The sequence below is a fragment of the Lactobacillus helveticus genome (assembly GCF_046109915.1).
Lineage (GTDB): Bacteria > Bacillota > Bacilli > Lactobacillales > Lactobacillaceae > Lactobacillus > Lactobacillus helveticus.
This window is the reverse complement of record NZ_CP151471.1, coordinates 1,317,789-1,331,745: the sequence shown is the minus strand read 5'-3', so window position 1 is coordinate 1,331,745 and position 13,957 is coordinate 1,317,789. Positions and strand designations below refer to the sequence as shown.

The window sequence follows — 13,957 nt, the reverse complement described above, 5'->3', positions numbered from 1 at the left end:
GGATGGTAGCGTTAATTATACAACTGTAGTAGAGAGAGTTACAGAAATTCTAAGGAAAAATGGCTTAGTTCCTAATGGAAAAATGCAAAAAGTAAAGGGAATTACAATTTATCCTTCGGACTATTTTTGTCCACTTAATCATATGACTGGTAAATTAAATATTACTGCTAATACACGCTCTATACATCTTTACACTGCTTCTTGGCAATCTAAGAGTGCAAGATTTAAAGGTCGAATTAGAAGATGGCTGCCACCGTTTATTTTGAATTTGGTTTTAAGGGAAAAACATCATGAATAATATTTATATTTCTACTTTTGGGAAAAAAACAATTAAAGTAAAAAATGAAATTCCGATTGAAGTGGGTTCTGCTAATAGAAATAATTTTTTGTATTCTGTCCGAGATGATACAGGAATAAATATTTCTAATGAAAATAAATATTATGGTGAATTAACGGGTCTATATTGGGTTTGGAAAAATCAAGCGATACAAAATGATGAGTTAATTGGATTTGGACATTACAATAAAACGTTAAATGTTAGCTTTAAAAAAGCTTATGAACTTTTAGTAAATGAAAAGAAATATAATTTTTTAATTGCTGAAAAAACATATATTACCCCACATGCGCAAAAAGATGAATTGAATGCTATAACTGCAATATTGAAAAAGTATTATCCAAGATATTATGAGTCATGGACTAAAATTTATAATGTTGATGGTTCTAGTAATCAATGTAACAATGCGCAGTTGTTTATAACTACGGGAAAATATTTTAACCTATACTGTAACTTTTTATTTGACGTCCTAAAAAGAATGCGAATTATTATTGGAGATAAAAAAGGTAGTCCGTATGATGTAAGATATTGTGCTTTTATGGGTGAACGCTTACTTACTGTTTTTATAGTTGCAAATAATTTATCTTATAAAGAATATTCTATTAAGTATGCAAATTTAATTAATATAGGACGCAAAGTCGCTAAAATATTACATGTAAATAAAAAGTCAAGACTATATAAAAATTTGAAATTAAAGTTTGGTGTAAAATCATCGTATAAAAAATAGTAGGAATTGTTTTGTTTAATTCGGATATAAAACGACTGATTGAGAATATAAATACTGTAAGACTACAAGCTGATAGAAAGATATAAGAAGCACATGAATTTGCCTAGAATAGGTCAACTATGCTATATATTTAAAGATAGAAATTTAAGAGTAAAATGGGATATTTCTAGTGGTGTTAAAAAAACTAATTTTTGTATAACTTCTTCAGCTTTGGTTAATTTAAAGGCGTGGAAAGAAGTAGGTGGATTTGATGAATCACTGTTTATCGATGCAGTAGATAATGATTTTTGCGCTGCATTAATGAGAAAAGGTTATTTTAATTATCAAATTAATTTTGTGGGTTTTATACAAGAAATTGGACATGCAACCAAGCATCATTTTATATATAAGGATGTATATACTTTGAATCATAGTGCATTTTGCCGATATTATATAGCTAGAAATAATATGTTGATTGCAAGACGGTATGGAGCGGAAACAAACAGTGTTTTACGTGAACTAATGTATCGATGTAGAGAAATAATTATAATAATTTTGTTTAAAAAAAATAAAATGGCTAAATTAAATAATTATTTTAGAGGGATTATAGATGGTATGACAAAAAATACTGTTAGACGAAATTATTTAAAAAATCTAAGGTAATTATTTATTTTAAATAGCAGTAGTTGATAGAGAGTAAATGAATAGAATCAGGCAGTCATTAAAAGGCTGTTTGGTTCTTTTTCTTTATATTGATTTTCCTCTAAACGAATTCTGGTTAATAGATTGATAAAATTAGAATAGCCGAAAGCTGTTCGTTCGATTTGCTTGATTTTGCGGTTGAAGCCTTCAAGACAGCCATTAGAATAAGGCAGCGCCGCACCGTTAAGCACCGCTTTTAGATTGTATTTAAAAGTTAGCAGCGTCTTATGCATTAGGGTTCCAATTGAATCTTTGCTGGTAATCAATGATTTAAGCTCTTGAGTGTTGTTTGTTTCAATTGCTTGAATAAAACTCTGCATCAGGTTATATGAGTTCTCTAAAGCAGTATTGGCGCTGATGCCTTCCATGACTACTTGAGCTTGTGTTAAGCAGTCTTTATAGTGCCAGTTGTAGCGAGGATGAATTTTTTCCAATTCATCATATTTCTTCAAGTATAGCTTCCAGGGAGATTTGAGCAGCTGATACTGTCTGGATCTTTTATCAAAGGTCCTCATGACTTTAACTCTGAGCGAGTTAAAAGAACGAGTAAGCATTTGAATCATGTGAAAGCGATCGATGACAATCTGAGCATTAGGGAAACAGGCTCTGACAATGTCCTGATAGTAAAAGTTGAGATCCATCGTAACGGTTCTAACGTTGGCTCTGGCTTGAGGCGAAAAACGTCCAAAATACTTAAGCAGATTCTTCTTATAACGCGTTCTAAGAATCTGCACGACTTGATGACTATCGCCGTCTAAGCAGATAAAGTGCAGCTGACGATCAACGCCTTTGAATTCATCGAAAGCCAAATGAGCTGGCAGATACTCATAGCTGTCAAGGAAACGGTGAGAGCAGCTGCCTAAAACTCTTTGAACAGTGTTGACAGAAACATTGTTTTCGCTGGCAATGCTGGTCATCGAACGATCTTCAGTTAACGCAGACAAAATTTTTAGCTTAGAGGCATTAGAAATAGAACAGTACTTGCTTGCCAATTCTGATTGGGCCATTGACCAGCGACTGCAATCACGGCATCTAACTCGCTGCTTAGCCAGTCTAATAGTTACTGGATGGCTGGCATTAGCTGTTAAATAGCGAATGTTGGTAATCAGATGTCCATTATGCAGGAGAGCCAAGGAGCCACAATAAGGACAAGCAGGCTGAATCAATTCTGCTTCATAGATTTTATGCTTTTGTAGTTTGATCGATTTATAAAAATAATCTTTAAAAACAATATTTTCGTCTTTAACATCAAGCTCGAATTTAATACAATGATTAAGAGAGGACATAGAAATCACCTTTATTTATAAGAATTTGTGTGGAAACGATTTTTATTAAAGAGGACTATGTCCTCCTTTTTTAATGCAATAAAAAACCTGTTAACAGCTTATCATATAGATAAGTCATCAACAGGAAAAATTATAGAGCCATATTTTTCAGTCGCATCTCTTTTGTGGAGGTGCGATTTTTTTAGTTATCGTGCGCATATAAAAATGTGTTATTTTATATATTTATCGCTGGTTCTATCTAAGAAACGAAAACCGTAAAATAGTTTGTGTAAGGTGATTCCTTAAATTAATTTCTGAAAACATTAGAAAAAGGAGTTCCTTTCTCGTATGATTTGATTGAACAAAAAAACAACATACAGAAAGAAGAACTCCTTCATGACTAACTAACTTGTTTTACAATGTATTTAAAAGAAAAAATTTTAAATTAAGCAGTTGCCAGATATCTTTATTGGCAATGGACTATAATGATTGTTACTTCCAACGCATTAGGGCAGGCAAAAACTACTTTAAGATAAAATTACTAGATGATCTATTTACATAGCTATTTGACAGGTTCACATTGAAATTACTGAAACTATTTTGTGATATAGAATAAAGCCAAAGATATATCTTGAGGAGATAAAAATGAGTCTGAGTGAAGCAGAAGTAAAAGAAAAGATGGGTATAGATACTTTCAGTCAAATATCACAGTTGAAGAAATATCATCTATCATATAATGAAAAATATAGATTATTTTTGATAAAGGAAAATAGTCATTGGAAGAATAATAGTAGAATAGAAAACGGCTTTGCTGCTTATTTAAAACCTGCAATTGGTAGAAATAAATATAAGAAGCAACGTAAACCTTCAAAAGATGGTTATCAACAAGGACATATATTTGGAGTTGAATTAATTCAACATATTTCAAAACTAAAAACACCAGAATTTGAAAATTTTAAAGGTAAAGATAAACTGCCAAATAATTTTTTAGAAAACAGATTAGTTAAAACATATAATGCTGGCTTTAAAAATATATTTCGACAGACTGAACAAGCTAATGGGTATGGTAAAAAGAAAAGTAGTAAAGAATATATTGGTCAAGCCAAATTTGAGCAACAAGTGAATAACTTTTTGAAGCATAATGAATCTACTAATTCAAATATACAGGTTTATTATGAAGCGGAAGCCATTTATAATGACTCAGAAATTTCAGTAATAGGTACTAGATTGTATGCACGGGTGGTCGGAGATGAAAAACATCCGTTAAATAAAATTGTTGATTCTAAAAAGAAAGAAGCGAAGCCATATATTCCATTCCATGTTTTCATACCCAATGTTGAGGAATAGAAATATAGTGTGATGAAGTTGAAAAGGTATTTTTAAACATACTATTATGAATTTGAGATATAAAAGTTAGACAATTTAATAAACTAATTTATTAAGGAGTGATTTCAATAGTTGGTTGGAGTCAGTCCTTTTTCTATATTGTAGAAGTTGGTATGTTTTAAGAGTTTCAATTAGAAGGATAACCTTTTTAGAGACTGTAAAATAGTTTGTGTAAGGATGAATGATTCCTTAAATTAATTTCTTAAAATATTAGAAAAAGGAGTTCCTTTCTCGGATGATTGGTTTGAACAAAAAACACATACAGAAAGAAGAACTCCTTCATGAATGATTTTACCAAAAATATGGCTCAAGCTCTATTCAATCAAGACAAAATTAATGATTTATTGCGTAAAGAATTACAACAAGCAGTTAATGACTTGTTAGAAGCTGAATTAACTGCCTTTTTAGGTTATAATCCTTATGCAAGAGACGGCTGGAATACCGGCAATTCTAGGAACGGTGCCTACTTTCGCAAGGTGGATACGCAGTTTGGCAAAATTGAAATCCAGGTGCCACGAGACCGCAACGGCCTGTTTCATCAGCACACGCTGCCTGACTACAAGCAGCACTCCGATGTCTTGGAAAACATGATCATCAAGCTTTACTCTAAAGACGTAACTACCAGAGAGATAGCTGATTTGATTGAAAAAATGTATGGCAGCCATTACAGCCCCGCTCAAGTATCCAATATTTCTAAGCAGATGATCCCCAAGGTAGAGGCCTATCACACGCGTAAGCTGAGCGATAAGTTCTTCTGCGTTTATCTAGACGCTGCCTACGTTCCTCTGCGCCGAGAAACTTTTGAACGAGAAGCTGTCTATATTGCCATTGGCATCAAACCTAATGGCCACAAGGAAGTTATCGACTACTGCATTGCGCCCAATGAAAACATTGAAGTCTGGACGGAGCTGCTCCAAAGCATGAAGTCTCGCGGCTTAGAGCAAGCAGAGCTTTTTCTTTCAGATGGCGTTGTGGGCATGAAGACAGCACTGGCAAAGACCTATCCTCAAGCTCATTTCCAGCGTTGCTTGGTTCATGTCATGCGTAATATCTGCGCTAAAGTACGCGTAGAGGATCGCGAGGCAATTATGAACGAATTCAAGCAGATTCACCAGCAAGCCAATAAAGCAGCTGCTGTTGATGTATTGCATGCCTTCTATGCCATAATCATGTCATAAGAAACCTGAAAGACATCGAGCCGGACCTGCTGGTCTTCTATAATTATCCTAAGCAGATCAGAGCTTCAATTTACTCTACCAACATGATTGAATCTTTTAACAACGTCATTAAGCGCAAGGCTAAGCCTAAAGCAGAGTTTCCGACTGAACAGTCATTAGATACTTTTATTGGCATTCAAGCAATGAGTTACAATGACCGCTACTTCAACCGAATTCATAAAGGCTTTGGTCAGGTTCAGGACACCTTAGAATCTTACTTTGATTAAATAAATAATAAAAAATCAATCTATGAGAAAGATCTATTTACACAAAAGATTTGACAGTTTCGATGAGTTAGATAAAAATAGTATTTTTAAATTTCAAATTGATCAAATTAAAGAAGGAAGTTATGAGTATAGATATTTAGGTTTTATACCGTGGAGAAAGTTAAAAAAACTTAAACATCAAAATCAAAAGGATATCCCTTTTAAATTATTAAAAGAGATGAATAAAACATACTGTATTAAAATTAGTAACTTTATTAATAAATACAAGTCACCTTTTGGGTTAACAGAAAATATGTTTTTTATAGTATTTGAATATAAGGAAGACAAAAAAGAAAAAACAAATTATCTTGTTGAAAGTATATTATTAATTAACGAATCTAGTCAACAGGAAAGTAGTAGCATTCAAGGTGAAGAAGATAACTCATATATAACTTTGAATAACTGGCTTTTATCTCAGATGATAATACCCTTCGTATATTCAGCTGGTTTAAGTTTTTTATAACAGCAATATATTTAGCTTTTCATAAATGGCTGGAATTTAAATTATTACAATTATCAGAATTACAAATATGTTTAGATTTAAAAGATTCAAGTGAATCTAATACAGTATACAGGTTTATAATAATTGGTTTTGTATGTATTTATGCAGGTCTATTGTTGAAATATGTTCTGCAAATGATTAGCTTAAAGGATGGATTAACACGAGAACAAGAGTACCATAACTGTATTTTGAAATTTATTGAAGGGGTGCTTTTAGTTTTACCTATATTACTGTTACAAGATCAAACGTTAACTTTTGCTTCGGATGGTTATTTGCAGCTGAATTCTAATTTGATACTAAGTATTTGGATAATAGTAGCATGGTTACTTTTTAATATTATTAAAGGTATATCTCTTTTAAAGAGGTGGATAACAAAAGACAAGGATAGCGGTGAGAAATATCCACGTACATATTTACTACTTGCAATTATTACATTTTTAGTTGGTTTGCTTTTTAGAGGAAAATAAACAAAACCTTATTTTTATATGGCCTATTTTATAGCATAATAATCAGTAATATTAAGATAGAACTGAGTATCTTTTGTTAATATTGATGCTGGAGTTTATTTTGTTGTAATTGGGAAAAACAAGAAATATGAAAAAAATTAAGCACTTTAAATCAACAAATATATCAGATACACAACTTTGGGTAGAATCGATAAGGCATATGAGAATATCACACTGCTTTTATCCTGGATGCAAGAATAAGAATATTATAAAATCTCATACTCTTCAGAATAATGGGGTGATTTCGAAATTAGCATTAAAAAATCAAGTTTGTATGCCCAGAGTTTCGAGAGATAGTATGGGTCCTTTAGATAAAAAGATGGGGCTGGAACTAAGAAAAGTTGGCAAAAACATTGCTACCACATTTACAGGTTTTTGTAAAGAACATGATGATAAGCTTTTTGCAGATATAGAAAAAACAAAATGGCAGATTAATGATAAAACTGCCTTTTTGTTTACGTATCGTACTATTTGTTCAGAATTACAAACTAAGCAAGAATTTATAAAAAGAATAGATTATATAGTTAATAAGAAATTTTGGAAGATTAGTAATTTACCGGAGTATACGCAAGCTGATTATCAATTGAATAAATTGGCTGTATCAGATCTGAAACGAGTAAAGAACCAGTGTGATCACTATTTAGAAAAATCTGAGGATAAAGAAATTCCAATATTAGGAATTGCATTAGATATGCCCCAGGCTAAGTTCGCTATTAGTGGTTATTATATTCCTTATTATGATTTCAACGGTAAACTTATGAATAGGAGATTTGGAGAAGTTGACTTCCCAGTCTTTGTAAATATTATTCCATATGGCAATAAGACTATAGCTTTTTTAACGGCATCAAGAGATGATTATGAAAAATTTTATAAGGATTTTTTTGCAGAGATTAATGATCTTTCTTTAGTTAAAAAGGAAATTTTTTTGACCAATATATCAATTAAAAGCTCAGATAATTTAGTAATCAGTCCTGAAGCTGCCAAAAATTTAACCAGAGATCAAGTTAAGTTAATTGAAGGGGAAAATAATAGTGATTATGTAGCGTTAGAAACTATTGCTGAGTCAGGAAGACTTGATCTTATAGATAAAGGCTTAAATTTATTTAAAATATAAAGGAAATCTTTTATGCCTCAATACTACACAAGTGGCGAGTTTGCGAAGAAAGCACATGTCTCGATTCGCACGATTCGCTATTATGACCAAAAAAATTTATTAAAACCAGCAGCCCGCACTAAAGGTGGCGCACGGCGTTATACTGACCAAGATTTTGCCAAGCTGCAACAGATTTTGCTTTTGAAATACTTGGGCTTTTCACTCAGCGACATTCGTGAAATGACGATTGGCTCAGGGGATGCACAATTTTTGCTAAATTCTTTGCAAATTCAGAAGCGTCTAGCTGAAGAACGCCTAGAAGAAATGAAAAACGTGATTGCAGCAATTGATTCAACTAGTCAGGCATTAGAATCTCACGAACAGGTTGATTGGAGCAAGATGCTTAATCTGATTCATCTGACTTCAATCAATCAATCATTAAGCATGCAATACAAGAATGCTACGAATATTTCTGCGCGGATTCGTTTGCATCGAGACTATTCTGTTAATAAGGAAGGCTGGTTCCCGTGGTTGTTTAGCAATTTGCACTTAAAGCCAGGGATGAAAGTATTGGAATTGGGTGCTGGCAATGGGGCGTTATGGTCGCAGAACATCGACAAGGTGCCAGCCGGTGTAACGGTAGTTTTAACTGATATTTCCGAGGGAATGCTTGCCGATGCTAAAAAGGCAATAGGTGATCATTCGCAGTTTCAATATGCGGTGTTTGATGCGCAAAAGATTCCATTTGCAGATAACACTTTTGATTTGGTGATTGCCAATCACATGCTTTTTTACTGTGATGATATTTCCAAGACATTGAAAGAAGTGCGACGGGTGTTAAAGCCAGGAGCATCATTTGTTTGCAGCACATATTCTAAAAGACACATGCATGAGATTACAGATCTGGTTCAAAGCTACAATTCCAATATTGTTCTATCTTCGACTAATTTATATGAACGTTTTGGTTTGGATAATGGTAAACAGATTTTGCAGCCATTTTTTGAAGATGTAACTTGTCACAAGTATCAAGACGCAATTGAATTGTCTGAATCAATGCCGATCATTTCCTATATTTTGTCTTGTCATGGTAATCAAAACTCAATTTTGCTAGATCATTATCAAGATTTTAAGCAATATGTTGATCGCAAGGTTAAGAATGGCTTCTATATTACTAAGGACGCTGGGTATTTTAGTTGTAAAAAAGCTTAACTTTTTTTTATTTACCCTTGAAGGTGACGTAACGTAATGTTATATACTTCGTATGAAATATGATTTTTCAAAGCGGAGGATTAATATGAAAGTTATTGTTACTGGTGGTGCCGGCTTTATCGGCTCAAACTTCATTTTTTATATGATGAAGAAGCATCCCGATTACGAAATTATTTGTTTAGACAAGTTAACCTATGCAGGTAACTTATCAACTTTGAAGAGCGTTTTAGACAAGCCTAACTTCAAGTTTGTTAAGCTTGATATTTGCGATCGCGATGGTGTTTACAAGTTATTTGAAGAAGAAAAGCCTGACGTTGTAGTTAACTTTGCTGCTGAAAGCCACGTTGACCGTTCTATCGAAAATCCAGAAATTTTCTTGGAAACCAACATTATTGGTACTTCAGTTTTGATGGATGCATGTCGTAAGTATGGCATCAAGCGTTTCCACCAAGTTTCAACTGACGAAGTTTATGGTGATTTACCACTTGATCGTCCAGACTTGTTCTTCCACGAAGATACCCCACTTCACACTTCTAGCCCATACTCATCAAGTAAGGCTAGTGCAGACTTGTTAGTTGGTGCATATGGCAGAACTTACAACTTGCCCGTAACAATTTCACGTTGTTCAAACAACTACGGTCCATATCAATTCCCAGAAAAATTGATCCCATTGATGATTCAACGTGCCTTGAATAATGAAAAGTTGCCTGTTTATGGTGATGGTGAAAACGTTCGTGACTGGCTTTACGTTGAAGATCACTGCAAGGCTATTGATTTGATCCTTGAAAAGGGTACTCCAGGCGAAGTTTACAACATTGGTGGTCACAATGAAATGCACAACATCGATATTGTTAAGTTAATCTGTGACTACTTAGATAAGCCTTACTCATTAATTGAACACGTTACTGACCGTAAGGGTCACGACCGCCGTTACGCTATTGATCCAGAAAAGATCCACAACGAATTAGGCTGGCTTCCAGAAACCATGTTTAAAGATGGTATTAAGAAGACTATTCAATGGTACTTGGACAACAAGGAATGGTGGGAAAACATCATTTCTGGCGACTACCAAAACTACTACAAAGAAATGTACGGCGGCAGAAAGGTTTTAGACAAGGACTAATACGATGAAAGGCATTATTTTAGCAGGTGGCTCGGGCACCCGACTTTATCCTTTGACTTTGGTAACTAGCAAGCAATTGTTGCCTGTTTATGATAAGCCAATGATTTATTACCCATTATCAACTTTGATGTTAGCTGGCATTAACGATATTTTGGTAATTTCAACACCAGCAGATACGCCTCGCTTTAAGGAATTATTAGGTGATGGTTCAGAATTTGGTGTTAAGTTGAGCTATAAGGTACAACCAAGTCCAGATGGTTTGGCTCAAGCCTTTACTTTAGGTAAGGACTTCATCAATGGTGAACCTTGTGCCATGATTTTGGGCGATAACATTTTCTACGGCAACGGTTTTACTGAATTGCTTAAGAATGCAACTGCTGATGCACAACAAGGCAAGGCTACTGTCTTTGGTTATTACGTTAATGATCCTGAGCGCTTCGGTGTGGTTGATTTTGATAAGAATGGCAAGGCAATCTCTATTGAAGAAAAGCCAGTACATCCTAAGAGCAACTATGCTGTAACTGGTCTTTACTTCTACCCAGCTGGTGTTAGTGAAAAGGCTGCACAAGTTAAGCCGAGTGCTCGTGGTGAAGTAGAAATCACCAGCTTGAATGAAATGTACTTGAATGAAGATAACTTGAACGTTCAACTTCTTGGTCGTGGTTATGCTTGGCTTGATACTGGCACAATGCAAAGCTTGGTAGATGCAAGCAACTTTGTTAAGATGACTGAAGAACGTCAAAGTGTAGCAATTTCAGCTCCTGAAGAAATTGCATATATCCACAAGTGGATTGATAAGGATCAATTGCTTGCAGCTGCAAAGCACTATGGCAAGAGTCCATATGGACAACACTTGAAGTCAGTTGCAGAAGGTAAATTACGTTATTAATTTTTGTAAAGGAGAAAAATAATGGTACAAATTAAAGTTGAAAAAAATGTCGGCGGTATTGAAGGTTTAGCTGTTATCACCCCAACTGTTCACGGTGATGATCGTGGTTACTTCATGGAAACTTTTAACCAAAGAGACATGATGGATGCCGGTTTCAGCATTAACTTCGTACAAGACAACCAATCAAGTTCAACCAAGGGTGTGCTTCGTGGCTTACACTTCCAAAAGCATTATCCACAAGTTAAGTTGGTTCGTGCTGTTCGTGGTTCAGTATTTGACGTTGCTGTTGACCTTCGTAGTGAATCAAAGACTTATGGTAAGTGGTATGGTGTTGAATTAACTGCAGAAAACAAGAAGCAATTCTTGATTCCACAAGGTTTTGCACATGGTTTCTTAGTATTAAGTGACGTTGCTGAATTTTGTTACAAGGTTAATGACTTCTGGCACCCTAATGATGAAGGTGGTATGGCTTGGAACGATCCTGAAATTGGTATTAAGTGGCCACACGTTAAGGGTGATTACCCAGGCAGTGCTAGTGCTGAAGGCTACACTTTAGATGACGGCACCAAGTTGAACTTGGCAGAACGTGACCAAGAATGGGTTGGTTTAAAGGATACTTTCAAGTTTTAATTAGTGAGGTAAATAATGAAAGTTTTTGTAACTGGCGTTAATGGTCAACTTGGCCATGACGTGATGAATGAACTTGCTAAGCGCGGTTACGAGGGCGTTGGTTCAGACTTAGCTCCTGAATATGCTGGTGTTAATGATGGCACAGCAGTTACCAAGGCACCTTACTTGTCTTTGGACATCACTGATGCCGATGCTGTGGATAAAGTAATTACTGAAGTTAACCCAGACGTAATTATTCACTGTGCAGCATGGACAGCTGTGGATATGGCTGAAGATGATGACAAAGTTGCCGCAGTTCGCAAAGTTAATGTTGGTGGTACGCAAAATATTGCCAACGTTGCCAAGAAGTTAGACGTGCCAATGGTTTACCTTTCAACCGACTATGTATTTGACGGTCAAGGCACTGAACCATGGGAGCCCGACTTCAAGGGTTACAAGCCATTGAATGTTTACGGTGAAACCAAGTTAGGCGGCGAAAAGGCTGTTGCCGACACTTTGGACAAGTACTTCATCGTTCGTATTGCTTGGGTATTTGGCATTAACGGCCACAACTTTATCAAGACCATGCTTAAAGTTGGTTCTACCCACGATGAAGTTAAGGTTGTCGATGACCAAATCGGTACGCCAACTTACACCCTTGATTTGGCTCGCTTGCTAGTCGACATGATCGAAACCGACAAGTACGGTTACTACCACGCAACCAATTCAGAATTGCCTGATACGGCTAGCGGCTATGACAAAAACGGCACCAAGACTGGTTACATTTCTTGGTACGATTTCACCAAGGAAATTTACCGCCAAGCCGGTTACGACACCAAGGTAACGCCAGTTACCACCGCAGAATACGGTTTGTCTAAGGCAGTTCGCCCATTTAATTCACGTCTCGATAAGAGCAAGTTGGTAGAGAACGGCTTTAAGCCATTGCCTGTATGGCCCGATGCGGTTAGACGATATCTTGAGATTTTGAAGAAGCAAGGCTTCTTTGAGGAATTGGGTAAGTAATTGGATAGATGAAGGAAGCGCCCCTGTTTGGGGCGCTTTTTTGTCTTTCATGCTTTTAAAATTAATTTCGATTTTTTGTATATTTTTAAGTAATATGAATAATGTAATAGTAGAGTAGAAATAATCAAGGTGAGGAATTTATATGTGGATTGAAAAATTAGAAATTAAAGACTATAGAGCTTTCCAGAAAAGTACAAAACTAAATTTGAGTAAAAACTTAACTGCAATTTCTGGAATGAATGGCGTAGGTAAATCGACTATATTAGCTATTCTTACTAATGTAGGTGAAATTTCTCCCAAATATAAAACAATTAGTGGTACGCAATTTAGAGGTGAATTCAGTAATGTAATTATGTATGATGAAGATTTTGATAAGCCTGGAGATAAAGTTAGTATAACTTTTAGTGATTTGCCTGAAAATAGTGAAAAATATAATGTAGTTAAAGATTTAGAGTTTAGAGCTACAAGGCAAAAAAGTATTAAAAGACATTATAAGTATCATAAGATTTTAGGAACGGAGAATTATAAAAGAATAGAAGATAAAGAATTTGTTACTAGGTATAGATTGATTCCTAAAAAAGTGGAAGGACATAATAATGAAAAAAAGATTGAATGGCCTTCTTTATATTTAGGATTATCCAGATTGGTTCCTTTAGGTGAATATGATATAGCAGTCCCTAAGAAAATATCTCCCAAAATAATTCCAGAGATTATTCAAGCTCATTCTGAAATTTTAGGAGAAAATTTGGATGAGAATACAAAATTTGCCAATTTAGATATTGGTGTATCTCATTTAAAATCAGAAGTAAATACAAATTATTATGGTTTTAAATCAAATTCAAGTGGTCAAGATAATACAGGTCAAATTATAGAGGCAGTTTTATCTTTTAAAATTTTGAAGAATGAATTAAAAGAAAAATATATAGGTGGAATTCTAGCTATTGACGAAATTGATGCAACTCTACATCCAGCGGCTCAAAATAGACTTATAGATTGGTTGTTAAAAAAGTCAGAGGAATTAAATATTCAAATTGTTTTTACAACACATAGTTTAACTTTATTAGAACATTTGAAACTGTCAAATCTTTTGTGTAAATAGATCTTTCTCATAGATTGATTTTTTATTC

The 13,957-nt window shown here is 34.6% G+C and carries 13 protein-coding genes and 1 pseudogene; 13 read left to right on the top strand and 1 reads right to left on the bottom strand.

Annotated features, from left to right (window positions below):
- The first annotated feature begins 290 nt into the window (after positions 1–290).
- Both AADV52_RS06775 and AADV52_RS06770 read left to right on the top strand, forming a co-directional pair.
- The gene (locus AADV52_RS06775) at positions 291–1,061 is read left to right on the top strand and encodes a DUF4422 domain-containing protein (RefSeq protein WP_014919392.1); all 771 of its coding nucleotides are present in this window, start codon (positions 291–293) and stop codon (positions 1,059–1,061) included.
- Positions 1,062–1,160: 99 nt separating this feature from the next.
- Entirely contained in the window at positions 1,161–1,703 is a 543-nt protein-coding gene (locus tag AADV52_RS06770; protein WP_107805702.1) for a hypothetical protein, read from the top strand.
- A 47-nt stretch (positions 1,704–1,750) separates the two neighbouring features.
- On the opposite strand, the gene AADV52_RS06765 is transcribed toward AADV52_RS06770, so the two are convergent.
- Positions 1,751–3,028, bottom strand: a complete 1,278-nt coding sequence (locus AADV52_RS06765) for an ISL3 family transposase (RefSeq protein ID WP_014919390.1) — start codon at positions 3,026–3,028, stop codon at positions 1,751–1,753.
- 624 nt (positions 3,029–3,652) lie between these two features.
- On the opposite strand from AADV52_RS06765, the gene AADV52_RS06760 reads away from it, so the two are divergent.
- From AADV52_RS06760 to AADV52_RS06710, 11 genes and pseudogenes are all read left to right on the top strand, one after another.
- The gene (locus AADV52_RS06760) at positions 3,653–4,354 is read left to right on the top strand and encodes a hypothetical protein (RefSeq protein ID WP_014919389.1); all 702 of its coding nucleotides are present in this window, start codon (positions 3,653–3,655) and stop codon (positions 4,352–4,354) included.
- Positions 4,355–4,674: 320 nt separating this feature from the next.
- A pseudogene (locus tag AADV52_RS06755) lies at positions 4,675–5,837 on the top strand (IS256 family transposase).
- 22 nt (positions 5,838–5,859) lie between these two features.
- A complete protein-coding gene (locus tag AADV52_RS06750) occupies positions 5,860–6,339 on the top strand; it encodes a hypothetical protein (RefSeq protein WP_014919387.1) in 480 nt (159 codons plus the stop codon).
- Positions 6,340–6,494: 155 nt separating this feature from the next.
- Entirely contained in the window at positions 6,495–6,845 is a 351-nt protein-coding gene (locus tag AADV52_RS06745; protein WP_014919386.1) for a hypothetical protein, read from the top strand.
- A gap of 127 nt (positions 6,846–6,972) precedes the next feature.
- Entirely contained in the window at positions 6,973–7,998 is a 1,026-nt protein-coding gene (locus AADV52_RS06740; RefSeq protein WP_014919385.1) for a hypothetical protein, read from the top strand.
- Between the two features lie 12 nt (positions 7,999–8,010).
- On the top strand, positions 8,011–9,186 hold the full coding sequence (locus tag AADV52_RS06735; protein WP_014919384.1) for a MerR family transcriptional regulator: 1,176 nt from the start codon (positions 8,011–8,013) through the stop codon (positions 9,184–9,186).
- An 85-nt stretch (positions 9,187–9,271) separates the two neighbouring features.
- The gene (rfbB, locus tag AADV52_RS06730) at positions 9,272–10,309 is read left to right on the top strand and encodes a dTDP-glucose 4,6-dehydratase (protein ID WP_014919383.1); all 1,038 of its coding nucleotides are present in this window, start codon (positions 9,272–9,274) and stop codon (positions 10,307–10,309) included.
- Between the two features lie 4 nt (positions 10,310–10,313).
- Positions 10,314–11,198 (top strand): glucose-1-phosphate thymidylyltransferase RfbA, encoded by an 885-nt coding sequence (gene rfbA / locus AADV52_RS06725; RefSeq protein ID WP_014919382.1) that lies wholly within the window; start codon positions 10,314–10,316, stop codon positions 11,196–11,198.
- 21 nt (positions 11,199–11,219) lie between these two features.
- Positions 11,220–11,828 (top strand): dTDP-4-dehydrorhamnose 3,5-epimerase, encoded by a 609-nt coding sequence (gene rfbC / locus AADV52_RS06720; protein ID WP_014919381.1) that lies wholly within the window; start codon positions 11,220–11,222, stop codon positions 11,826–11,828.
- Positions 11,829–11,843: 15 nt separating this feature from the next.
- A complete protein-coding gene (gene rfbD, locus AADV52_RS06715) occupies positions 11,844–12,830 on the top strand; it encodes a dTDP-4-dehydrorhamnose reductase (protein WP_014919380.1) in 987 nt (328 codons plus the stop codon).
- 142 nt (positions 12,831–12,972) lie between these two features.
- Entirely contained in the window at positions 12,973–13,929 is a 957-nt protein-coding gene (locus AADV52_RS06710) for an ATP-dependent nuclease (RefSeq protein ID WP_014919379.1), read from the top strand.
- Positions 13,930–13,957 lie beyond the last annotated feature (28 nt).

What these genes read in the sequence shown, in the direction of transcription:
- AADV52_RS06750 (WP_014919387.1), top strand. Translation starts at nt 5,860, where the DNA reads ATGAGAAAGATCTATTTACACAAAAGATTTGACAGTTTCGATGAGTTA.
- AADV52_RS06765 (WP_014919390.1), bottom strand. Translation starts at nt 3,028, where the DNA reads ATGTCCTCTCTTAATCATTGTATTAAATTCGAGCTTGATGTTAAAGAC.
- AADV52_RS06775 (WP_014919392.1), top strand. Translation starts at nt 291, where the DNA reads ATGAATAATATTTATATTTCTACTTTTGGGAAAAAAACAATTAAAGTA.
- AADV52_RS06760 (WP_014919389.1), top strand. Translation starts at nt 3,653, where the DNA reads ATGAGTCTGAGTGAAGCAGAAGTAAAAGAAAAGATGGGTATAGATACT.
- rfbD (WP_014919380.1), top strand. Translation starts at nt 11,844, where the DNA reads ATGAAAGTTTTTGTAACTGGCGTTAATGGTCAACTTGGCCATGACGTG.
- rfbA (WP_014919382.1), top strand. Translation starts at nt 10,314, where the DNA reads ATGAAAGGCATTATTTTAGCAGGTGGCTCGGGCACCCGACTTTATCCT.
- AADV52_RS06710 (WP_014919379.1), top strand. Translation starts at nt 12,973, where the DNA reads ATGTGGATTGAAAAATTAGAAATTAAAGACTATAGAGCTTTCCAGAAA.
- AADV52_RS06740 (WP_014919385.1), top strand. Translation starts at nt 6,973, where the DNA reads ATGAAAAAAATTAAGCACTTTAAATCAACAAATATATCAGATACACAA.
- rfbC (WP_014919381.1), top strand. Translation starts at nt 11,220, where the DNA reads ATGGTACAAATTAAAGTTGAAAAAAATGTCGGCGGTATTGAAGGTTTA.
- rfbB (WP_014919383.1), top strand. Translation starts at nt 9,272, where the DNA reads ATGAAAGTTATTGTTACTGGTGGTGCCGGCTTTATCGGCTCAAACTTC.
- AADV52_RS06735 (WP_014919384.1), top strand. Translation starts at nt 8,011, where the DNA reads ATGCCTCAATACTACACAAGTGGCGAGTTTGCGAAGAAAGCACATGTC.